18 protein-coding genes, 2 tRNA genes and 1 riboswitch are annotated in these 19675 nt (G+C 60.8%); of the genes, 1 reads left to right on the forward strand and 19 read right to left on the reverse strand.

Annotation, left to right across the window (positions count from 1 at the left end; translation table 11 throughout):
- Positions 1-32: 32 nt before the first annotated feature.
- The 10 genes from DWZ22_RS00005 to asnB all read right to left on the reverse strand — a co-directional run bounded on the left by DWZ22_RS00005 (position 33) and on the right by asnB (position 9063).
- A tRNA-Pro gene (locus DWZ22_RS00005) sits at positions 33-109 on the reverse strand.
- Between the two features lie 49 nt (positions 110-158).
- Positions 159-1055, reverse strand: coding sequence for a 4-(cytidine 5'-diphospho)-2-C-methyl-D-erythritol kinase (gene ispE, locus DWZ22_RS00010; RefSeq protein WP_118405135.1), 897 nt, complete (start codon positions 1053-1055; stop codon positions 159-161).
- Positions 1056-1057: 2 nt separating this feature from the next.
- Positions 1058-1354: a Veg family protein gene (locus DWZ22_RS00015; protein WP_006234957.1), complete on the reverse strand. Its 297-nt coding sequence runs from the start codon at positions 1352-1354 to the stop codon at positions 1058-1060.
- 183 nt (positions 1355-1537) lie between these two features.
- Entirely contained in the window at positions 1538-1984 is a 447-nt protein-coding gene (gene dtd, locus DWZ22_RS00020) for a D-aminoacyl-tRNA deacylase (RefSeq protein WP_117734288.1), read from the reverse strand.
- A gap of 3 nt (positions 1985-1987) precedes the next feature.
- The gene (gene rdgB / locus DWZ22_RS00025; RefSeq protein WP_117798533.1) at positions 1988-2629 is read right to left on the reverse strand and encodes an RdgB/HAM1 family non-canonical purine NTP pyrophosphatase; all 642 of its coding nucleotides are present in this window, start codon (positions 2627-2629) and stop codon (positions 1988-1990) included.
- 143 nt (positions 2630-2772) lie between these two features.
- Entirely contained in the window at positions 2773-3498 is a 726-nt protein-coding gene (gene rph / locus DWZ22_RS00030) for a ribonuclease PH (protein WP_118405136.1), read from the reverse strand.
- Between the two features lie 55 nt (positions 3499-3553).
- The gene (murI, locus tag DWZ22_RS00035) at positions 3554-4438 is read right to left on the reverse strand and encodes a glutamate racemase (protein ID WP_118098980.1); all 885 of its coding nucleotides are present in this window, start codon (positions 4436-4438) and stop codon (positions 3554-3556) included.
- A gap of 51 nt (positions 4439-4489) precedes the next feature.
- Positions 4490-5401 (reverse strand): HAD family hydrolase, encoded by a 912-nt coding sequence (locus DWZ22_RS00040; protein WP_117763501.1) that lies wholly within the window; start codon positions 5399-5401, stop codon positions 4490-4492.
- 106 nt (positions 5402-5507) lie between these two features.
- Positions 5508-7070, reverse strand: coding sequence for a Mur ligase family protein (locus DWZ22_RS00045; protein WP_118405137.1), 1563 nt, complete (start codon positions 7068-7070; stop codon positions 5508-5510).
- Between the two features lie 112 nt (positions 7071-7182).
- Positions 7183-9063 (reverse strand): asparagine synthase (glutamine-hydrolyzing), encoded by a 1881-nt coding sequence (gene asnB, locus DWZ22_RS00050; RefSeq protein ID WP_118098982.1) that lies wholly within the window; start codon positions 9061-9063, stop codon positions 7183-7185.
- A 187-nt stretch (positions 9064-9250) separates the two neighbouring features.
- Here asnB and DWZ22_RS00055 point away from each other — a divergent pair.
- Positions 9251-9326 (forward strand) — tRNA-Val (locus tag DWZ22_RS00055).
- A 611-nt stretch (positions 9327-9937) separates the two neighbouring features.
- On the opposite strand, the gene DWZ22_RS00060 is transcribed toward DWZ22_RS00055, so the two are convergent.
- The 9 genes from DWZ22_RS00060 to DWZ22_RS00100 all read right to left on the reverse strand — a co-directional run bounded on the left by DWZ22_RS00060 (position 9938) and on the right by DWZ22_RS00100 (position 19304).
- Positions 9938-11221 carry an aminotransferase class III-fold pyridoxal phosphate-dependent enzyme gene (locus tag DWZ22_RS00060; protein ID WP_118405138.1) on the reverse strand — a complete coding sequence of 428 codons (1284 nt, stop codon included), beginning with the start codon at positions 11219-11221 and terminating at the stop codon, positions 9938-9940.
- 69 nt (positions 11222-11290) lie between these two features.
- Positions 11291-12271, reverse strand: a complete 981-nt coding sequence (gene argB / locus DWZ22_RS00065) for an acetylglutamate kinase (RefSeq protein ID WP_117743814.1) — start codon at positions 12269-12271, stop codon at positions 11291-11293.
- An 81-nt stretch (positions 12272-12352) separates the two neighbouring features.
- Positions 12353-13618: a bifunctional glutamate N-acetyltransferase/amino-acid acetyltransferase ArgJ gene (argJ, locus tag DWZ22_RS00070; protein ID WP_199407166.1), complete on the reverse strand. Its 1266-nt coding sequence runs from the start codon at positions 13616-13618 to the stop codon at positions 12353-12355.
- A gap of 134 nt (positions 13619-13752) precedes the next feature.
- Entirely contained in the window at positions 13753-14823 is a 1071-nt protein-coding gene (argC, locus tag DWZ22_RS00075; protein WP_118405139.1) for an N-acetyl-gamma-glutamyl-phosphate reductase, read from the reverse strand.
- Between the two features lie 257 nt (positions 14824-15080).
- Positions 15081-15491, reverse strand: a complete 411-nt coding sequence (locus DWZ22_RS00080; protein WP_118272930.1) for a pyridoxamine 5'-phosphate oxidase family protein — start codon at positions 15489-15491, stop codon at positions 15081-15083.
- Between the two features lie 44 nt (positions 15492-15535).
- Complete coding sequence (locus DWZ22_RS00085; protein ID WP_118405140.1) at positions 15536-15982, reverse strand: pyridoxamine 5'-phosphate oxidase family protein; 447 nt, start codon at positions 15980-15982, stop codon at positions 15536-15538.
- 30 nt (positions 15983-16012) lie between these two features.
- On the reverse strand, positions 16013-16813 hold the full coding sequence (locus DWZ22_RS00090; RefSeq protein WP_118345168.1) for an energy-coupling factor transporter transmembrane protein EcfT: 801 nt from the start codon (positions 16811-16813) through the stop codon (positions 16013-16015).
- Positions 16813-18717, reverse strand: a complete 1905-nt coding sequence (locus tag DWZ22_RS00095; protein ID WP_118405141.1) for an energy-coupling factor transporter ATPase — start codon at positions 18715-18717, stop codon at positions 16813-16815. Before DWZ22_RS00095 ends, DWZ22_RS00090 begins: the two co-directional genes overlap by 1 nt.
- Positions 18714-19304 carry an ECF transporter S component gene (locus tag DWZ22_RS00100; RefSeq protein ID WP_118405142.1) on the reverse strand — a complete coding sequence of 197 codons (591 nt, stop codon included), beginning with the start codon at positions 19302-19304 and terminating at the stop codon, positions 18714-18716. The genes DWZ22_RS00095 and DWZ22_RS00100 overlap by 4 nt, the downstream gene beginning before the upstream one ends.
- 5 nt (positions 19305-19309) lie before the next feature.
- Positions 19310-19500: riboswitch (FMN riboswitch) on the reverse strand.
- Between the last annotated feature and the right edge of the window lie 175 nt (positions 19501-19675).

Raw genomic sequence — 19675 nt, forward strand, 5'->3', positions numbered from 1 at the left:
CAGGTAGACTGCAAGTTCGCTCTTATGATCTGTGGTCGGGTTGACTGGATTTGAACCAGCGACCCCTGCGTCCCGAACGCAGTGCTCTACCAAACTGAGCCACAACCCGTTAGCTCGACTATAGTAACAAAGATTTCCGCCACGTGCTAGAAAATTTTTTATTTCTTTGGCGCGTCGATCTGAACCGTGTTGGAAATGAGCTCCGTTGCGCAGGCCCACCAGCCATTTTGCTGAGCGAGTGCCGCCAGATTTGCTGCCGTGACGGCGGTGTCGCAAATGGCAAACGAGCAGGCGCCCGACCCGCACACGTCCACGGCAACGGTACCGTCCTGTGTGCGCAGCCAGTCGAGGACCACTTGGATCTGCGGCTCCATCTGCGCGGAAATGACGCCCAGGTTGTTGTGGACGAGCGCGTAGGCAGTCTCGGCGTCTCCCGAGCGAAGCGCCGATGCGATCGCACCGGGCTTCTCCGCAGGCACTGGGGTCTCGTCAAAGCGTCGATACGCTTCAACCGTTGAAACGCTCGCCTCGCGCGGCTTAACCAGCACGACAGGCGTTGCGGGCAATGCGGGGTACTCGGTCGCCAGAACGTCTCCCCCGCCCACGTAAAATGCAGGGCTCGTATGCAAAAAGAACGGCACATCGGCGCCAATGCTGCGGGCGATATCGTCCAGCGCAGGATCGGTGCGGTCGATGCCCCAGAGTTCCGCCAAAGCGATAATGACCGCGGCGGCATCCGTCGAAGGACCGCCCAGACCGGCGCACAACGGAATATGCTTCTCGATCGTCACGCACACGTTGGCCTCGCGACCATAATGCTCGGCCATGGCAACCGCAGCCCGATACGCCGTATTCTTTTGCATGGGAAAATCTGATGCCGGAACCGTCTGGACGGTCAGCTCCTGTGCCGGAGCGACCGTCACGGTATCGGCTAGGCCGACGGCTGCCATCAGGGAATCGACCTTGTGGTAGCCACGGTCGTCACGCTCGATATGAACCCCCAGGTAGAGGTTAATCTTTGCCGGCGCGGTAAGAGTCAGGGACCAATCGGTCACTGTTAGTGCTCCTCGAGCTGATTGCCGAGCGGGGTAAAGATATGCTCGCCGCTCTCGGGGTCGAACAGCTCGACCTGGCCGGTGAGGACATCGATGTACTGGTAGGACTGACGCGACTTGCGGCCGCGACGCTCGTCAACCTCGACGATAAAGACGGCGGGGTGGACGCTCTTGATGGTGCCCATGCGCTCGACGACGCGGGTACGGCCCATGTTGGCCTTAACCTTGACGCGATCGCCCACCATATCGGTCAGCTTCTCGTGGATGTCGTCGACGTGATTGACTTCCATCTCTTCCATGAACAGGGCCTCCAGAAGGTGCAATTCAAAAAGGGGATAATACCCCTAAGATAGACAAAACTCTAATACTATAGCACCCTGCTGCCACCACACGCAAGTAGCTAAATAAGCCCCGTCCCAAATACGTACCAGACGACAACCTCGCATGACCAGTTGTTACGCGGTTTGGTAAAACCGAGTAACCTAAAGGTTGTCCGTGTCCAGGACGATGGTGAACGGGCCATCGTTGACCAGGTCGACCTTCATGTCGGCGCCAAAGATGCCATGTGCCACGTGCTCGACATCTTGGGCAACGAGCGTCAAAAAGTACTCGTAAAGCTCGTTGGCGACATCGGGGGCGCCTGCATCGGTAAACGATGGGCGGCGGCCGTGACGGCAATCGGCGAACAGCGTGAACTGCGACACCACGAGCACCTCGCCGTCGACATCGGCAAGTGCCAGGTTGGTCTTGCCGTTCTCGTCCTCGTTAATGCGCAAGCCCCGGAGCTTGCCCCACAGCTTATCGGCCTCGGCGCGCGTGTCGCCGTGGCCCACGCCCAGCAGCACCAGATAGCCGCGCCCAATTTTGCCCACGCACTCGCCGTCGACCGTCACGCCGGCGTTGAGCACGCGCTGAACCACCGCACGCACAGCCTACTCCTCGCCCGTCAGTTTGGCGGACAGATGCTCAAGCGCGTGGAAACGATGACTGATGGTGTTCTTCTCGTCCGCCGTTAGCTCAGCCATGGTCTTGCCCGGCGTGTCGACCGGCAGGAACAGCGGGTCGTAGCCAAAGCCGTGATCGCCGCGGCCCTCGTGTGCGATAACGCCCTCGCAGGCGCCCTCACCATAGGTGACCAAACCGTCCGTGTCGATAAGCGCAACGACGCTCATAAAGCGCGCGGTGCGGTCCTCGTCCGCCACGCCTTCCAGGTTAACGAGCAGCTTGGCATTGTTGGCGGCATCGTCGCCGTGAACGCCCGCGTAGCGCGCGCTATACACACCGGGCTCACCGTCCAGCGCGTCAACGACCAGGCCCGAATCGTCGGCAATGGCCATGAGCCCCGTCTCTTCGACGGCAGCCTGCGCCTTGATGATGGCGTTCTCCAAAAACGTCATGCCGTTTTCCTCGGGGTCCTCAAAATCGCCCAGCTGGCCGAGCGCCACAAAGCGCACCTCGGGCATGACCTTGCCCAAAATGGCCTCGATCTCGGTGAGCTTATGAGCGTTTCCGGTTGCCACGACGATGGTCGCCGCCGGGTCGAGGGTGTCGATGTCGATCTTCTCAAGTGCCATGAGTGGTCTCCTTGTCTCTATAGCAATGCCGTGTTGAGGACGGCGAGGACCTTAGCCTCTCCCCTCTCAATCAACGGCAGTCTTGTGTCTAGACGTCTCCGCGGATAAAACCTACCAAAATAAACCTGTCCCTTTTTGGCAGGTTAGGCGAGGGCTTGGCGCTGGAGCTCGATGAGCTCGGCGATACCCTTGTCGCCCAGGTCGAGCAGGGCGTTGAGGCGTTTGCGGTCGAAGGGCGCCTGCTCGCCGGTGCCCTGGAGCTCGATCATCTCACCGGTGTCGGTGGCGACGAGGTTCATGTCGACCTCGGCATGGCTGTCCTCGGAATAATCGAGGTCAAGCAGCGTATTGCCGTCGACAACGCCCATGGAGATGGCAGCCACCTGGCCGATAAGCGGGATGCGCTCGATCTTGCCCGCCTCGACCCACATGGCGAGGGCGTCGTGCAGCGCCACCCAGGCGCCGGTGATGCTCGCTGTACGCGTGCCGCCATCGGCCTGAATCACATCGCAGTCGACGGTGACGGTGTACTCGCCGAGCGCCTTCATGTTGACGACGGTACGCAGGCTGCGGCCAATGAGGCGCTCGATCTCCATGGAGCGGCCCTTGCGGTTGGCGTGCTCGCGCTTGCAGCGCTTGCCGGTCGACGCCGGCAGCATGGCGTATTCCGCGGTCACCCAGCCGGCCTTAGCTCCCTTTCGCCAGCCCGGCACGCCCTCCTCGATAGTGGCGGCGCACAGCACGCGCGTGTCACCGAACTCGGCCAAACACGAGCCGTGGGCGTGCTTCATGACGCCACGGGTGAGCTTAACGGGGCGCAGCTCATCGGCGGCGCGGCCGTTGGCGCGGTTGACCTGCATGTACTCCATAGAAATATCCTTTCGGCAAAAGGTGAAAGTGAGCCTTTGGTCGGTGGCCTTACATCTATTTCAGCTCATCGATATCGATATGTTCTATGCTCTTGAGCGGCTGTCCAAAGATAAAGCTGCCCGCCACCGCAAACTCAGCAATGTTATCGGCCGTCGTGGCAAAACGATGCTGCGGCTCGGCGGCGTCGCCCGCCAGCTGCTCGCGGCGCGTGAGGATATCGGTCAGCTCGCGCGTGGTCTCCTCGGCGGAACTCACGACGCGCACCCCAGGCCCCAGCGCATGGCGGATAGGTCCCACCAACAGCGGAAAATGCGTGCAGCCGAGCACCACGGTATCGATACCGTGGTCGCGCAGCGGCTCAACCGTGGCGCCCACCAGCGCACGCACGGCAGGCGTATCGAAGATGTCCTCGTTCTCGAGCCACTGCTCCTGCAGATGCGCGCCCGAGGCGAGCTCGTGCTCAACGACCTCGACAAAGCTCGAGGCAGGGCAGCCGTACACGTCCACGCCGGCATCCAGGTCTTGGATGGCGCGCGTGTAGGCACCCGAGCGGATGGTGAGGTTAGTGGCGAGCACGCCCACGCGGCGCGTGCGGGTGCTGTTGATAGCCGCACGCGCGCCCGGCGCGATCACGCCGATCACAGGAACGTCGAGCACCTGCTGGGCCAGACGCAACGCCGCAGCCGTTGCCGTGTTGCAGGCGATGACCATAATCTTGACGTCGTGCCTCGAAAGCCAGCGCCCCGCCTGCAGCGCAAACGAGCGCACCTCATCCTCGGTGCGAGTGCCGTAAGGGCAGCGCTTAGTATCGCCAAAGTAGTAAACAGACTCGTGCGGAAGCGCCGTGGCAATTGCCCGTGCGACCGTCAGGCCGCCCAGGCCCGAGTCGAACACGCCGATGGGGCGCGTGTCCCCGGCCAGATTCTCGATATCGGACATTACCTCACCAGATTCTCTCTCGAAAAATGCGGCCACGCGTGATGCGTCGCGCTATGAACGGGCCGCAACAAGCAGCTCAGCCGTTGCCACCCAGCCGTCGACAATCTTGCCGCGGGTGACAAAGGCGTTGTCGCAGGCGTCCAGGAACTCGGGCGCGCCGGCGCTGGTCAGACCGTTCTCGACCAGGCAGAACGTGCCCACGTGGTCGGCCATGTAGAAATCGGACTCGGAATCGCCGAGCGCGAGCGTCTCCTCGCGCTCGATCCCTAGGTGCTCGCAGAAGCGCGCGACCGCCACGCCCTTGTCGAGACCCGCCGGGTTGATGTTAAAGGCGCGACCGTCCTCGACGCGATCGAGCTCGAGCGTCGTCGGCTTGGACAGATGCGTCAGGTGGCCATTGCAGGCCCAGACCAGACCGCAGCCGGCCTCGTCGAGAATGGCCTGGGCCTCATCATCGGGAATGTCGCCACGCATGCCGACGGTGACCTCACGGTATTTGTAGCCGGTCGACATGTCGTTGTGGTACTCGATCTTGTGCGGCCAGCGAGCAAGGATCTTCTCGCACACGCCGGTCTGCTCGATCACCTGGTGCGGAGTAAGGCCGCAGGCGGGGTCGTAAGGCATGTCGCCGGTCAGATACTCCCAATCGTTGGCTTTGAGGTCGTACATGACCAGGCCGCCCATCTCACCAATGTAGGAGTTGAGGCCGAGCACGCGCGCGTCCTCGTGGATCATGGTACGGTTGCGGCCCGAGGTGGGAACCACCTGAATACCAGCGCGAGCGAGCGCCACGACGGCCTCGACGAGTTTGGTCGAGGGGTTGCCGTCGTTGTCGCGCAGCACGCACGAGCCGGGCGCGAGCATGGTGGCGTCCAGGTCGGTAAAGACGTACTTAACCTTGGCCAAGCGCTCGCGCATCTCGCCCGAAAGCTCGGCAACGGTCGGCAGGGTGTTGTGGGACATGGTCACTCCATTACGTAGAAGGGTTTGGACTTGGACGGCATGTTTTGATCGGGGGAACACGCTTATGGCGACAGCGCACTCAGGGCGCCGCCGCCATCATGGTTCATTAGTCAAACTGGGCAACATCGATCAGGCGATTGGCCAGTGAAAGGTCGCTCTCGATGGGCACGAACTCGTCGCCCACGTGCATGAGCTCCTCGTCACCCTTTGCCAGCAGCAAAACAATGGTGGGAGCATCGGGGTTGACGTACTCCTCGCGCGCCGCCTTGAACGCCGCATGCACAGCGGCTTCGCGATCGAGGATAATCTTGTTCGGCGTATCGTCGGGAACATGTTCGGCAAGCTCGCGACAGATTTTCATCGGGTCCTCGTGAGCCGGGTCCTCGTTGGCAAAGATCATCAGGTCGGAATATGGTGCGGCCTCGCGCGGAAGCTGCTCGCGGCGCTCCTGCGCCTTGCCGCCGGCAGCACCAAACACTGCGATGACCGGGCTGACGGGAAACGCGCGCTTCACCGACGAGAAAAGCGAGCGGAACGAAAGCTGGTTGTGCGCGTAGTCAACGACACAAATCACGCGGCCGTCCTTCGACTCCACGACCTCCATGCGGCCCGGCACACGCAGTTTGGAGAGGCCCTTCTTGATGGCATCGATACCGATGCCAATCTCGCGCGCGGCGGCGATAGCGACCAGCGCGTTCTCCACGTTAAAGTCGCCCGCGATGCCCAGCAGGACCTTCTCCCCCGCCTCGGACTCACCGGCACACAGGCCATGCAAGTTGAACTCGATGCTAAAGCCGACCATGCGCACGTCGCTCGCCCACAGGCTTGCCTCGGGATGCTCGACGCCAACGGTCACCAAGTGCTCGGCCGTCGACGCTGCCTCCAGCACACGGTCAACCTCTTCGGTGCCCAGATTCACCACGGCGGTCTTTGCCTGGTCAAAGATCCTGAGTTTGCTCTCAAAATAATCCTCAAACGTGGGGTGTTCAATTGGCGAGATGTGGTCGCGACCAATGTTGAGGAAGCACGCCACGTCAAACGGTAGATTCTCGACGCGTTGGTACTTGAGCGCCTGGCTCGATACCTCCATGACCATGGACTGGCGACCAGACGCGCGACAGTTGGCGATATGGCGCCAGACCTCGGGGGCCTCGGGCGTGGTGTTGGTGCTCTCGTAGCACTCGATACCATCGTCGGTGTTCACCGAGCCGATCATGCCGCAGGACTCGCCCGCCGCCTTGATGATGGACTGGAGCATAAAAGCGGCCGTGGTCTTTCCCTTGGTACCGGTGATGCCCACGATCTTAACGTCGTGGTCGGGACGGTCGTAGACCTCGGGCGGCAACAGCGCCATCGCCGTGCGTACGCTATCAACAACCAGCATCGCAGCACCGTTCTCTTTCGCCAGCGGCTCCAGAGACTCGACCAGCGACTCCTCGCACACAAATGCGACGGCGCCCGAATCGAGCGCCATGCTCAAAAACGCAGGCTTAAAGGCAGCGCCCTTGCAAAAGAACACGTCACCTGCCGAAACCGCGCGCGAATCAAACGAGCAGCCGGTCACGGCACGCCCGTCAACCTGCTCCGATGCGCGCAGCTCGCCGCACACATCGAGAAGCTTGGCAAGCGTATCGACCGTGGTCACGGTCGCGGAATCCGAATGGTGCATCTTTCACCTTTCTCAGCCATTTGGCAGGGACGGTTTTTATAGTAACTGAAACGCACCCACGCAAAAACGGCTCCCGGAGGAGCCGTTACGCGCAGGCGTTCGTAAGCCGAGGCTAGGCAGCCTGAACAGCGGGCTGGTCCTCGTCGATAAAGAAGCGCTTGTACCACACCAGGAACACGAGCGGCGTATAGATCTTGCGCTGGAAATCGCCCTTGCCCGCAAAGTGCAGATCGAGCAGGTGCATGAGCTCGTCGGTATCGAAGAACTCGCTTGCCCACGGCGCGGTGAAGTACTCCTTGACATAGTCGTACCACTTTTGCTCACGCAGCCAGTAGACAATCGGCACCGGGAAGCCCACCTTGGGACGGGTGGCCCACTCATCGGGCAACGACTTGTTGGCAGCGTGGCGGAGTACCTGTTTGTTGCCGTTCTCGTTGATGCGGTAGCGGTCGGGAATGTGCTCGGCGAACTCCATGACTTTGCGGTCCAGGAAGGGCACGCGCAGCTCCAGCGAGTGTGCCATGCACATCTTGTCGGCCTTGAGCAGAATGTCGCCCGGGAGCCACATGTTCATGTCCAGGTACTGCTTCTTGACCAGCTCGGGCTGACCCTTCACGCGCGCGTAGATGGGTGCAGCAAGCTCAAAGGCGCCGTCGCCGGTGTTGTACTCGGGCTTGAGCACGCCGTCGACCTCGCGCTCCGGCCATACCAGAGCCTGTCCCAGGAACGACTTCTCGGGAATCTCGGCACCCTTGACCAGGAAGTTATGTCCCTTGAAGTACGGCATATGCAGCGCCAGGTTACCGAGCGCGCGACGGATGGGCAGCGGCACCATCTTTTTGTACTTGCGCACCGGGACCGTGTCCTCGTAGTAGGCGTAGCCGCCAAAGAGCTCGTCGGCGCCTTCGCCCGAAAGCACGACGGTGACGTCCTTGCGGGCCATCTCGGCCAAGAACCACAGCGGCACGGAAGACAGGTTGGACTGCGGCTCGTCCATGTGATACTGGATGTCCTCGAGCGCACCGAAGAACTCGTCGGCGGTAATCATCTTGCGAACGTTTTCGACGCCGAGCTTATCGGAAAGCTCCTTGGCGTAGTTGGTCTCGTTGAAGTTCTTGTAGTCAAAGCCCACCGAGAAGGTCTTGTCGGGCATGAGGCAAGCGGCGATGTAGCTGGAGTCGACGCCACCGGAGAGGAACGACGCGACCTTGACGTCGGCGATGCGATGGGCCTCGACGCTCTCGTGCACGACTTCGTCCAGCTCATCGACATACTCTTCGAACGGCTTCTCGACGGCAGAGTAATCGCAATCCCAGTAGCGCTCGATGTTCATCTTGCCGGTCGGGATGTCTACGGTAAAGTAGTGCGCCGGCGGCAGCTTGTAGACACCCTCGAAGAAGGTCTCCTCGGTTGCCGAATACTGCAGCGTCATGTACGGACGCAGGGCCTTTTTGTTGACCGCCTTGTGGAAGTGCGGGTAGTCCAGGAAGCTCTTGATCTCGGAACCAAAGAGCACGCCCGGAGCGCCGTCGCCCGCATCGGCCATGGGATAGTAGTAGAGCGGCTTGATGCCAAAGATGTCGCGGGCGCCAAAAAGCTTGTTCTTCTTTTTGTCCCAGATGACGAAGGCGTACATACCGCGCAGGCGATCGAGGACGGCCTCGCCCCACTCCTCGTAGCCGTGCAGGAGGCTCTCGGTGTCGGCGCCGCAGTGGAACTTGTAGCCCTTGGCCTCGAGCTCGGAACGGAGTTCTTGGAAGTTGTAGATCTCGCCGTTAAAGACGATAACGACGCTACCGTCCTCGTTGGCCATGGGTTGGGCGCCAGCCTCGGTCAGGTCGAGGATCGACAGGCGGCGGAAGCCGAGGGCAACGCGGCCGTCGATAAACTGACCGCCCATGTCGGGACCGCGATGGACGATGCGGTCCATCATCTTGGTGAGCACCCCGGATTGGCTATCCGTCCCACCGACAAAACCGACAAAACCGCACATATACTATCCCCTCTGCTGTTGCTGGGCATCAAATCGAATCAGTAGCTTTTGAGTATACCCGAGGGCGTAAAGAGGGGCGGAATGTTCAGGCAATCTCAACTGAATCAGCTCCGCTGTGACACGCGCCAGTTACCTTTAATGGATATGAGGTGAATGAGGCGATTGTTTTGCTATACTCTCTCCGCACGGGCGATTGGCGCAACGGTTAGCGCAGGTGCTTTACACGCACAAGGCTGGGGGTTCGAATCCCTCATCGCCCACCACCGATTTGATAGGCTCCCAGCTATGGGGGCCTTTCCTTTTTCAGGCCCATCGCAGAGGGATTCGAACCCGCAAGGGTGCGGAGCTGAGGAAACGCGTAAGCGTTTTCCAGCGCAGCACGCGAGGGCCGCAGGCCCGAAGCGGAAGCGGGCGGCGAAGCCGCACGCGACATCCCTCATCACCCACCACTGATTTGATAGGCTCCCAGCAATGGGAGCCTTTCTTTTTTGGGCCCAGCGCATGGGATTCGAACCCGCCAGCACGTCTGTCACAAAGGCTGTGGTCAAAAAACGGCAAATATGAGTACTGCTACTTTGTTTGCAACATATAAAAAGATAGTTTTTGCTTAAGTTATGCAACATATGTCCATTATAGGGACTAACAATTGGATCAAAATCGTGCATTCATCGCCATTTCGACTTGCTATCTGGCCTTATTAGTCCAAAATTGCTGCTACCAAATCGGTAACAGTACTCATATTTGATGTTTTTTGACCAGCAGGTCTCCCTGCCTTAGCAAATCTAAGGCAAAACGGGCTCCAGACCGTTGAATCGTGCCGCATATGGCACACCCGCAGTCCGGAACCCGGTCCAAATTGAGTTATTGCGCCGCGTTAGCCCAAGACACCCGACAGAATCTCGATCAGACCATCCACGTCGGCTTCCTCGCAGACGAGCGGCGGCAGGAAACGCAGCGTATGGGCACCCGTAGCGTTAATCACGGCACCGGCGGCCAACGCGCGGGCAACAATATCATGCGCATCGCCTGCTGCGTCATCCAAGTCGCAGCCGAGCATCAAGCCGCGACCGCGCACCTCGGTAACGTGCGGTAACTTGGCGAGCTTTGCCTCCATATAGGCGCCTACCTTGGCAGCATGGTCGGCATAATCGCCGCGCACGAGCGCGGAGAGCGTCGCGGCGCACGCCGCGATGGCCAAGCAGCTACCGCCAAAGGTCGAACCGTGATCGCCGGGCTTAAACACGTCGGCGATCTCTTTCTTTGCCACCACGGCGCCCATAGGAACGCCGTCGGCGATGCCCTTGGCAAGACTCATGATGTCGGGCTCCACGCCATAGGTCTGGTAAGCGAACGGTTTGCCGGAGCGGAACAGACCGCACTGGACCTCGTCGGCGATAAGCACGGCGCCCACTTCGTGTGCTAGGTCGCGCGCCGCCGCCATAAACTCCTCGGTCATGGGGTGCACGCCACTCTCACCCTGGATCGGCTCGAGCATCACGGCACAAATTTCGCTCCCCAGCTGCTCAAAGATTGCACGCAGTTCATCGACATCGTTGGGCGTGCAGGCCACAAAGCCACCCGGCAGCGGGCGGAAACTATCCTGCAGCCAATCCTGCATGGTGGCGGCAATGGTCTCGAGCGTACGGCCGTGGAAGCCGCCGCGCATGCACACGATAGTGTTGCCGCCGTTACCGGCACGCTTGGCGTACAGGCGCGCAAGCTTCATCGAGCCCTCGTTGGCCTCGGCGCCGGAGTTGGCAAAGAAGGTCTCCCACACCTGCTCGTCCGCAGCCGGGGCACCAAGAGCAGCTGCTGTGGTCTCATCGCCGGCGGCAATGGCATCGGCAAGCACGCGCGCACCATCTACGTCGTCGTTAGCAAGCTTGGACAGCAGCGCCGCGACCTGGCCACGCTGCTCGATGTAGAAGTAGTTAGACACATGCAGAAGCTTTTTGGTCTGTGCCTCGAGCGCCGAGAGCACAGCCGAGTCGCCATGACCCAGGCTGCACACGCCGATGCCGGCAAGAAAGTCGAGGTACTCACGACCATCGTCACCGGTGAGCTTCATACCGTGACCTTCGACAAACTCGACCGGCGAGCGACCAAAGGTATGCATAACGTAATGGGATTCGAGCGATTGTTGAGTTGCAAGTGACATGGGATGCCTTTCGTTGGGCGCCGTACGGCGCAGGGCTATGGATGCAGGGACGCGACAACTGCGGGTCAGCTAGACCGTCTGAAGCTTCTCGACCTCGTCGAGGTTCTCGGTCAGACGCGCAGCAAACGTCGAAAGCGGATGCGGATGCGTATCGAACTCGTAAGCCGTCTCGGTGGAATGAATCACGGTGCCGACGCCGGCATCGGTCAGCAGCTCCAGCAGCAGCGAATGCGGCGTCGTACCGTTGATGATGTGGGCTCGGAACACGCCAGCGGTAAGCGCGTCGACAGCCGCACGAAGCTTGGGGATCATGCCCTTATCGACCTCGCCGCCGTAGAGCATCTCATTGACCTCGTCGAGCGTCAGGTTGGAGATAAGTGAATCCTTGTCGCTAAAGTCCTTGTACAGGCCGTCGACGTCGGTCAAGAAAATCGCCTTGTGCGCGTGGAGCGCTGCCGCAACGGCACCAGCGGCGGTATCGGCGTTGACGTTGAAGAAGCCACCGTCCTCCCCCGCCGCGACCGTGGCGATAACGGGAATGTACTCGCTGTCGAGCAAACGCTCGATATAGTCGGTGTTGACGTGCGTGACCTTGCCTACGCGGCCGAGCTCTGGGTCGAGTGGCTCGGCGATAAGGGTACCGGCGTCGCTGCCCGACACGCCCACGGCCAGGTTGCCATGGTGGTTGAGCGCCGCGACCAGCTCCTGGTTGACCTTACCGCCCAGCACCTCGCGCACGATATCCATGGTGGCAGGCGTGGTCACACGCTGGCCGTTCTTAAACTCGACGGGGATGTCATAGTGGCTGAGCGCCTCGTTGATGGCCTTGCCGCCACCGTGCACGATAACAGGGCGCATGCCGATGATCTTGAGCAGGACGATGTCGCTCATCACGTCACGACGCAGCTGCTCGTCGACCATGGCGGCGCCACCGTACTTGATAACGACCGTCTTACCGGTCAGATTCTTAATCCACGGCAGCGCCTCGAACAGCAGCTGCGCGGTAACTTCGTTGGATTCGCTCGAGCGACAATCGCGTGCGAACTTCATAGTCTGCCTCGTCTTTCGTATCGTTATCGCGCCGTGCTCCGCTGTCCGCAATCGCGGCAAGATGCGCAGCGTGCCCGGAATCTAGGAACGGTAGTCGCCGTTGATGGAGATGTACTCATGCGTGAGGTCGCAGGTCCACACGGTCGTTGCCGCGTCGCCTGCGCCCAGGTCGGCCGAAATCACGATCTCGGGCGCCTCGAAACGTCGCAAGGCCTCGTCCTCGTCAAAGGGAACAGTCAGGCCATCGCGGCAAACGGGCATACCCATCATGTCGATTGAAACGTCTTCCTGGTCAAACCGCACGCCGCACTTGCCGAGCGCCATGGCAACGCGGCCCCAGTTGCAATCGTGGCCGGCGATGCAAGTCTTAACGAGGGGCGAGTTGGCAACGGCACGGGCGGCGATATCGGCCTCCTCGTCGTTCACGGCGCCGGTAACGTTGACCGTCACGAGCTTGGATGCGCCCTCGCCGTCGGCGGCGATGTTGCGCGCCAGGCTCTCGCACACCTCGTGCACGGCAAATGCCAACTCGTCAAAGGCATCGGAGCCCTCGTCGATAGGCTCGGCATCTGCGGCGGCGCCGGAGGCAAGCATGATGCAGGTGTCGTTGGTCGAGGTGTCGGAATCGACCGTTACCTTGTTAAAGGTCTGTTTGACGGTCGAGAGCAGCAGGGCATGAAGTGCCGCCGGCTCAACGGGAGCATCGGTAGTGATGACCGCGATCATGGTGGCCATGTTGGGCATGATCATGCCCGAGCCCTTGCACATTCCTCCTACCGTATAGACATTGTCCTCATGACCCGCAGCCTCACTGACGTAGGACACGGCGTACTCCTTAGAGTGCGTGTCGGTCGTCATGATGGCGCGAGCGGCATCGGCGCCACCGTGGGCGGAGAGCGCCTCGTAGGCAGCAGGAATGGCGGTCTCAAACGTGTCGATCGGCAGAATCTGGCCAATCACACCCGTTGAGGCAACTAGAATCTGCTGGGGCTCGCAGCCGATGACCTGCGATGCGATGCTGCACGTCTCGCGCGCGCATGCAAGGCCGGTCTCACCCGTGGCGGCGTTGGCATTGCCAGAGTTGACCGAAACGCCGGCGATGATGCCGTAGCCCTTGTCGGCACCGCCCAGGTTGGCACGGCTCACCTGCACGGGCGCCGCGCAAAAGCGATTGGTGGTAAACACGCCGGCACCGGGACAGGGTTTATCGGGCACGACGAGGGCGTAATCCAGGCGCTCGGGATTCTTGCGGAACCCAGCGTGGATGCCTGCGGCTTTAAAACCAGCCGCAGCCGTAACGCCACCCTCGATAGCGCGAATCTTGATATCAAACAGCTCGGTATTCATCGTCTTTATGACTCCTTATGTCAAACAAAAAACGGACATCGGTTGGTGCGCCATGCCAGTCGTGATCATGAAACCAGCTTAAGAGTGGCGCCCCACTCGATGCCCGACTACCAAATCGTTAACAATCGAATGTGCTACACCGGGCACGCCACTGTGGGCAAGCCTCGTCGCTCGTCAAAACCAAAGACGATATTGGCGCACTGGACCGCCTGGCCTGCTGCACCCTTACACAGATTGTCGATGGCGCCCGTCGCCACCAGCACGCCCGCGCGCTTGTTGAGCGCGAGGCCGATCTGGGCGGCGTTGGTGCCGACGACCGAAGCCGTCTTGGGCTGCTGACCGGCATCGAATACACGCACGAAGGTGCGACCGGCGTAGAACTGCTTGTAATGGTCGACAACGTCCTCAAGGGTCAAGGTATCGATAGCCTGTGGCGTAAGCGGCATCGTTACCGTAGAGAGTAGACCGCGCTTGAGCGGTGCCAGGTGCGGGGTAAAGACGACGCGATCGGTTAGGCCCAAGATCTGCTCAATTTCGGGCGTGTGACGGTGCTTGCCCACGCCATAGGCCTCCAGGTTTTCGTCCGCGCTGCAAAAATGCGTACGGGCGTTACAGGACTTACCGGCACCCGTCACACCGCTGATAGCGTCAACGATCACGGGGCCACTCTGGGCAACCCAGCCGGCGCGCACGGCGGGCGCGGCGGCAAGGCTCGTTGCGGTGGGATAGCAACCGGCGCAGGCGACCAGCACGGGTTTGCCATCGGCATGGTCGGATGCGGCGGCCTCCAGGTCCTGGCAGAACAGCTCGGGCAGACCAAAGGCACGGGTCTTGAGCAGCTCGGGGCTCGTGTGCTCGGCGGCATACCAGGCCTCAAAGGTGACCGGGTCGCTCAGGCGATAATCGGCCGAAAGGTCAAAGCAGGAGACACCCGCGGCGAGCAGCGCAGGCACCTGTGCCATGGCGGCAGTGTGCGGCACGGCAAGAAAGACCGCATCGCAGCTCTTGAGCTCGGGGGCGTCATGCGTGGTAAAAACCAGATCGCTTATGCCAGCAAAGCTCGGGTACACCGCGGACAGCGGCTGGCCAGCATCGGCGTTGGACGTAATGGCAACAAGCTCAAACTCGGGATGGCCGAGAATGAGGCGAATAAGCTCGGCTCCGGCGTATCCCGCCGCGCCGACGATTCCAACCTTCAAAGACATATCAGACTCCTTGTCTGCGATTTATGCACCGATGCGCATTTCTCAGCAGTCGTTATGAGGTGGGTTGAAACTTTAGCACCAAAAGATGCATGAACACATAAATGGCTTGCATATTCATGCATTGAAACATTCCCGACACATTCGCTTGAAGGAATTGACAAATGGAGCGGGCCCCGTATTGACCGGCGCTCCTAACGGCGCCGGGCAATACGGGGCCCGCCCATGCGAAAACCAAGTTGTTAGGATGAGCCAGCTGGCTAGAGCTCGACCGGCACCCATTCGTCGTGATTGCAGATAAATGCCTCGGAATCCTCGACGCTAAAGAAGACAAGCGCGGGGTCGTTAGGCCCCTCATAGTGCTCGCCCAGGTGCTCTAGATGCTTCCACCCGGCTTCGCGCATTTCGTCTAAAGCCCGGTCATCCAAGCCGGCACGCCCGCGCAAGATGAGCCAGCCATGGCCCGGCCACCAACTCGTGGCCTCAAAGCGCTGGTTTTGCAGCAGCTCTTGCCACACATCTTTGGTGCGCGCTGTTACAAACCACAGCTTGCCATCCTGAATCTGCGCAAACGAAAACGGACGCACATGAGGCTGTCCGTCAACGCTCGTCGCCAAATACCATGCCGGTACCGACGTCAGATACTCCAAAACCGTATTCAATCCGTCCACGTTTCCTCCTGTACTAGCTAGTTTGGGAGCCTGGTTTGTGTGAGCTAGAGCTCCAGGCGCTCTTCGCTGCCGTCGATATCGCAGAAGCGCGCGGCAATGTTGCGGACCGAAAAGAAAGCAAGGCGGCCGTCGTTGGCACTCTCGTGTTCCTCGCCGATGCCCACCATGTGCTTAAAACCCGTTTGACGCACCTTGTCGCTCGCAACTGCGTCGTCCTCAAGTGCGGCCTCGCCGGTCAATACGATCCAACATTCCCCCGGCTTCCAGCCCGAGAGCTCGAACTTGGGATTCGCACTCAGCTCCGCCCACACATCCTTGTCGCGCGACGTGCAAAACCACAGTTTGCCGTCATCGACCATGGCAAACGAAAACGGCCTCACGCGGGGCTGATGTCCGTCGCTCGCATCGGTCGTGGCCAGATACCACGCCGGAATGCGCCTGAGATACAAACAGGCGCGCTCAAGCTGAGCCGTGCGGTCGTTGTCGGTCATAGGGACCCCTTTCTTGCGCTCAAATCGCGCCTAAACAAGTTGAAGATTGATGACGATGACGCAGATGAGCAGCAACGCCGTCACCACCGCCGCCAACGCATCGCCGCGGCCAAATGCAAGCGCATGCAGACGTGTGCGGCCCTGCTCGCCATGATAGCAACGGGCATCCATGGCGGCAGACAACGTCTCGGCATGACGGAACACGCCGGTGAACAGCGGAATCGCCACACTGCCGAGCATGCGCACACCGCCGAGCGGACCGCCCGTCACGCGCGCGCCGCGGCTGGCCTGCGCATCGGCCGTCTGTTTCATTTCGGTGGCAAATTGCGGCATAAACCGCAGCGCGATGCCCATAATCATGCCAAGCTCGTGTGCCGGAAGCCCCACACGCGCGAACGGTGCGAGCAGACGCTCAAAGCCCGCGGTGAGGTCGAGCGTGGGCGTGGTGAGCGTAATGGCGCTCATGCCGGCCATCATCAGAGTCAGGCGGCACGCCATAAAGGCGGCAGAACGCAGCGAGCCCTCGCTTATCTGCAGAAAGCCGAGCTGCCACAGGATGCGCCCACTCTGATCGGTAAACAAGTTGAGCACCGCGACCACGACGACGATCGCCAGCAGCGGCGCCATCGATGATAGGACCCGGCGCAACGGCACCCGGGGCACGGCATAGATCAGCACGACGAAAATTGCGACAGGGGCCAGTCCGCGGAAGCCACTGACTGTGAGCGTCGTGATCAGAAACACAAAGCCCAAGAGCAACTTGGTTCGCGGGTCCAGGCGGTGGATTGCACTATCGCCGGGATAGTAGCTGCCAAACGAAAACGCCTCCATCAGCAACCCTCCTCTCGCGTGACCGTTTCGGATTTGGCCTTGTCCGAGACGTTAGAAGAACCGTCCGAGCGACCGATCAGCAAATCTGCCAACTCGTCGGCCAACGACTCAACCGTATAGAGCCCGCCGCGACGCAGCGGCACGCCCGCTTCCGCGAGCGCCAACGCCATGCGCTGAGCAGCAGGTACGCCCAAGCCGATCGACTTGAGCTCATCGGCATGCGCAAACACCTGCTCGGGGGTTCCCTCGGCAAACACCGCGCCTTCGTTCATTACGACGATACGGTCGCAGCAATTGGCCAGGTCATCCATGCTGTGCGAAACCATGACAACGGTCAGGCCATCACGGTGAAGTCGATCGATAAGCTCAAGGAAATCCCTGCGCGCAGCCGGATCGAGCCCCGCCATGGGTTCATCGAGCACCAGGACCTCGGGTTCCATGGCAAGCACGCCGGCAAACGCCACGCGGCGCTGCTGGCCGCCCGAAAGCTCAAAGGGACTCTTGTCGCCGACCGTGGAAAGGTCGAGGCCCACGCGCGAGAGCGATGTCTCAACGCGGCGGGCAACCTCGGCCTGCGACAAGCCAAGGTTGTGCGGACCAAACGCCACGTCCTGCGCCACGGTTTCGGCAAACAGCTGACGCTCGGGATATTGAAACACCACGCCGACCTTGGCCTTAACCGCGGCGGCGTCTTTCTTGTTTGACAGATCGAGCCCCAGCGCGCGAACGGATCCCTCCTGAGGGCGAATCAAACCGTTGAGATGCTGGACCAGCGTCGACTTACCCGAACCGGTATGACCTGCCAAGCCCAGGAACTCGCCGCGACGCACCGTCAGCGATACATCGCGCAGCGCCCACGGGCTGCTGGGGTCGTTTCCCCAGAGAGCCTGTTTGCTCGATTTGCCCGCAGTGGCCGAGCGCTTATGCCAGCGGCGGCGCTCGCGCGGACTGAGCGAATAACTGTACGAAACATGGGATAGCTCGATGACGGGCTCCGACGTGTTGCCCTCGTTGTCTACCGGAACAGTGCCGTCAGCGATTTCCAACTGGGATGCGGAAGACTGCCCCGCGATGTCTGCCCCACTTCGCTCGGCATAAGCCTGCGCAATCTCGGCGACCATATCCACCTCGCGCACCTGCGCATGAACGGGCACGCCCTTCGCACGAAGCTCCATGCCCAAGCAGCACGACGCTGGCATATCCAGATTGAGCTGCGCAAGTTCGTCCGCCCGCGTCAAGATTTCCTCGGGCGTACCGAGCATGGCAACGCGCCCCGCCCGAAATACCGCGACACGATCGGCCTCGGAGGCCTCTTCCATAAAGTGCGTAATCATCACGATGGTCATGCCGCGATCGTGCAACGCGTGGCAAGCCTTCATGAGGCCCTTGTGTCCACGCGGATCGAGCATCGAAGAAGCCTCGTCCAATATGAGCACGCGCGGTTCCATGGCGAGCACGCCGGCAAGCGCCACGCGCTGCTTTTGGCCACCCGAAAGTGCATGGGTCTCGTGGCGCTCAAAGCCCACCAGGCCCACGGCCTTCAGCGCCTCGCGCACGCGCTGTGCGATCTGGGCGGATTCCACCCCTAAGTTCTCGGGACCAAAGGCAACATCGTCCTCGACAAGCGTCGCCACGAGCTGGTCGTCGGGATTCTGAAACACCATGCCCGCGGTCGAGCGAATGTCGTAGACCAGCTCGGGATCGGACGCGTCCATGCCGTTGACGCACACCGTTCCCGCATCGGGCTGCAGTAGCGCGTTCAAATGCTTGGCAAACGTCGACTTGCCCGATCCGTTTCCGCCGAGGATGCAGAAAAACTCGCCGTCCTCTATGTTCAGATCGACACCGTCAAGCGCCGGCACGGCACCGTCATAGCTAAAGGAAACGCCCCGACACTCAATCATGCGCGGCCTTTGACCTGGTCCTTTTTAGGCGTGATGAGATTGGAGACCGCCTTGTACACTGCAAGCGTGAGCACCGAGTTAAGCACGGTCTTGATGAGGTTGAACGGTAGCACGGCAGGAAGCATGAGCGGGGCAATCACATCGACCGCGCCATACCAGAACCATACGCCAATGGTAAGGTTTGCGACCATAGACAGCGCTGTAGCGGCAACAACACCGAGCACGAGGCCGATCACAGCACCCTTGTAGGTATGCATCTTCTGGTAGACGATAGCCGCGGGGAGAATATAGCCCAGCGTAGCAACCAAGTTCATAAGCGCACCGACCCAATCGCCCGTGGTAAGCGCATGGATAACGATCGCTATGGCGGCAACAGCTGTGCCGGCACCAGGGCCATACGCAAACCCACACACCATCGCCGGCACCAGCGACGGGTCATAGGTCAAAAACGGCGCCGAAGGAAGGATGGGCAGCTGCACGTACATAAACAGGGCGCCCAGGGCGCACATCAGCGCCATGGTAACGAGCTGTTTGGTGCTCCACCTATTCGTGTTCTCAAAATGGATATGCTGCGACTGTTCAGACATAAGATCACCTGCCTCTTTCATCCGGACTCTAACCGTTGGTACTGGGATCTCACCAGTTCAGCCGGCATGCAAACCAACACACACGGGTCGCGGACTCATCGGCTCGGTCGCAGGCATCTCGCCTGCGCCACGGCGCCCCTTTGACACCGCCCGATTTACCGCCAGTGGGGAATTTCACCCCGCCCTGAAACAGCAATTGCAAGTGTAGCACGAGCGAGTATTCGCGCAAGTATGCCGAGGGTAATTTGTGGCGGGGACCAGTTGTCGCAACAACCACGTCTCCCACTCACCCCAAAGTGGTGCGCTTTTCGCGGCTTTGCCGCGAAACAGCAGCCGGGACGCGTATCCCCCACAACCACGTCCTTCTCCGC

Source organism: Collinsella sp. AF31-11, assembly GCF_003475605.1.
Lineage (GTDB): Bacteria > Actinomycetota > Coriobacteriia > Coriobacteriales > Coriobacteriaceae > Collinsella.

What these genes read in the sequence shown, in the direction of transcription:
- argC (WP_118405139.1), bottom strand. Translation starts at nt 14,823, where the DNA reads ATGTCTTTGAAGGTTGGAATCGTCGGCGCGGCGGGATACGCCGGAGCC.
- murI (WP_118098980.1), bottom strand. Translation starts at nt 4,438, where the DNA reads ATGTCCGATATCGAGAATCTGGCCGGGGACACGCGCCCCATCGGCGTG.
- DWZ22_RS00085 (WP_118405140.1), bottom strand. Translation starts at nt 15,982, where the DNA reads ATGACCGACAACGACCGCACGGCTCAGCTTGAGCGCGCCTGTTTGTAT.
- DWZ22_RS00090 (WP_118345168.1), bottom strand. Translation starts at nt 16,813, where the DNA reads ATGGAGGCGTTTTCGTTTGGCAGCTACTATCCCGGCGATAGTGCAATC.
- rdgB (WP_117798533.1), bottom strand. Translation starts at nt 2,629, where the DNA reads ATGGCACTTGAGAAGATCGACATCGACACCCTCGACCCGGCGGCGACC.
- argB (WP_117743814.1), bottom strand. Translation starts at nt 12,271, where the DNA reads ATGAAGTTCGCACGCGATTGTCGCTCGAGCGAATCCAACGAAGTTACC.
- DWZ22_RS00095 (WP_118405141.1), bottom strand. Translation starts at nt 18,717, where the DNA reads ATGATTGAGTGTCGGGGCGTTTCCTTTAGCTATGACGGTGCCGTGCCG.
- asnB (WP_118098982.1), bottom strand. Translation starts at nt 9,063, where the DNA reads ATGTGCGGTTTTGTCGGTTTTGTCGGTGGGACGGATAGCCAATCCGGG.
- argJ (WP_199407166.1), bottom strand. Translation starts at nt 13,618, where the DNA reads ATGAATACCGAGCTGTTTGATATCAAGATTCGCGCTATCGAGGGTGGC.
- DWZ22_RS00100 (WP_118405142.1), bottom strand. Translation starts at nt 19,304, where the DNA reads ATGTCTGAACAGTCGCAGCATATCCATTTTGAGAACACGAATAGGTGG.
- DWZ22_RS00015 (WP_006234957.1), bottom strand. Translation starts at nt 1,354, where the DNA reads ATGGAAGAGATGGAAGTCAATCACGTCGACGACATCCACGAGAAGCTG.
- DWZ22_RS00045 (WP_118405137.1), bottom strand. Translation starts at nt 7,070, where the DNA reads ATGCACCATTCGGATTCCGCGACCGTGACCACGGTCGATACGCTTGCC.
- rph (WP_118405136.1), bottom strand. Translation starts at nt 3,498, where the DNA reads ATGGAGTACATGCAGGTCAACCGCGCCAACGGCCGCGCCGCCGATGAG.
- DWZ22_RS00040 (WP_117763501.1), bottom strand. Translation starts at nt 5,401, where the DNA reads ATGTCCCACAACACCCTGCCGACCGTTGCCGAGCTTTCGGGCGAGATG.
- DWZ22_RS00060 (WP_118405138.1), bottom strand. Translation starts at nt 11,221, where the DNA reads ATGTCACTTGCAACTCAACAATCGCTCGAATCCCATTACGTTATGCAT.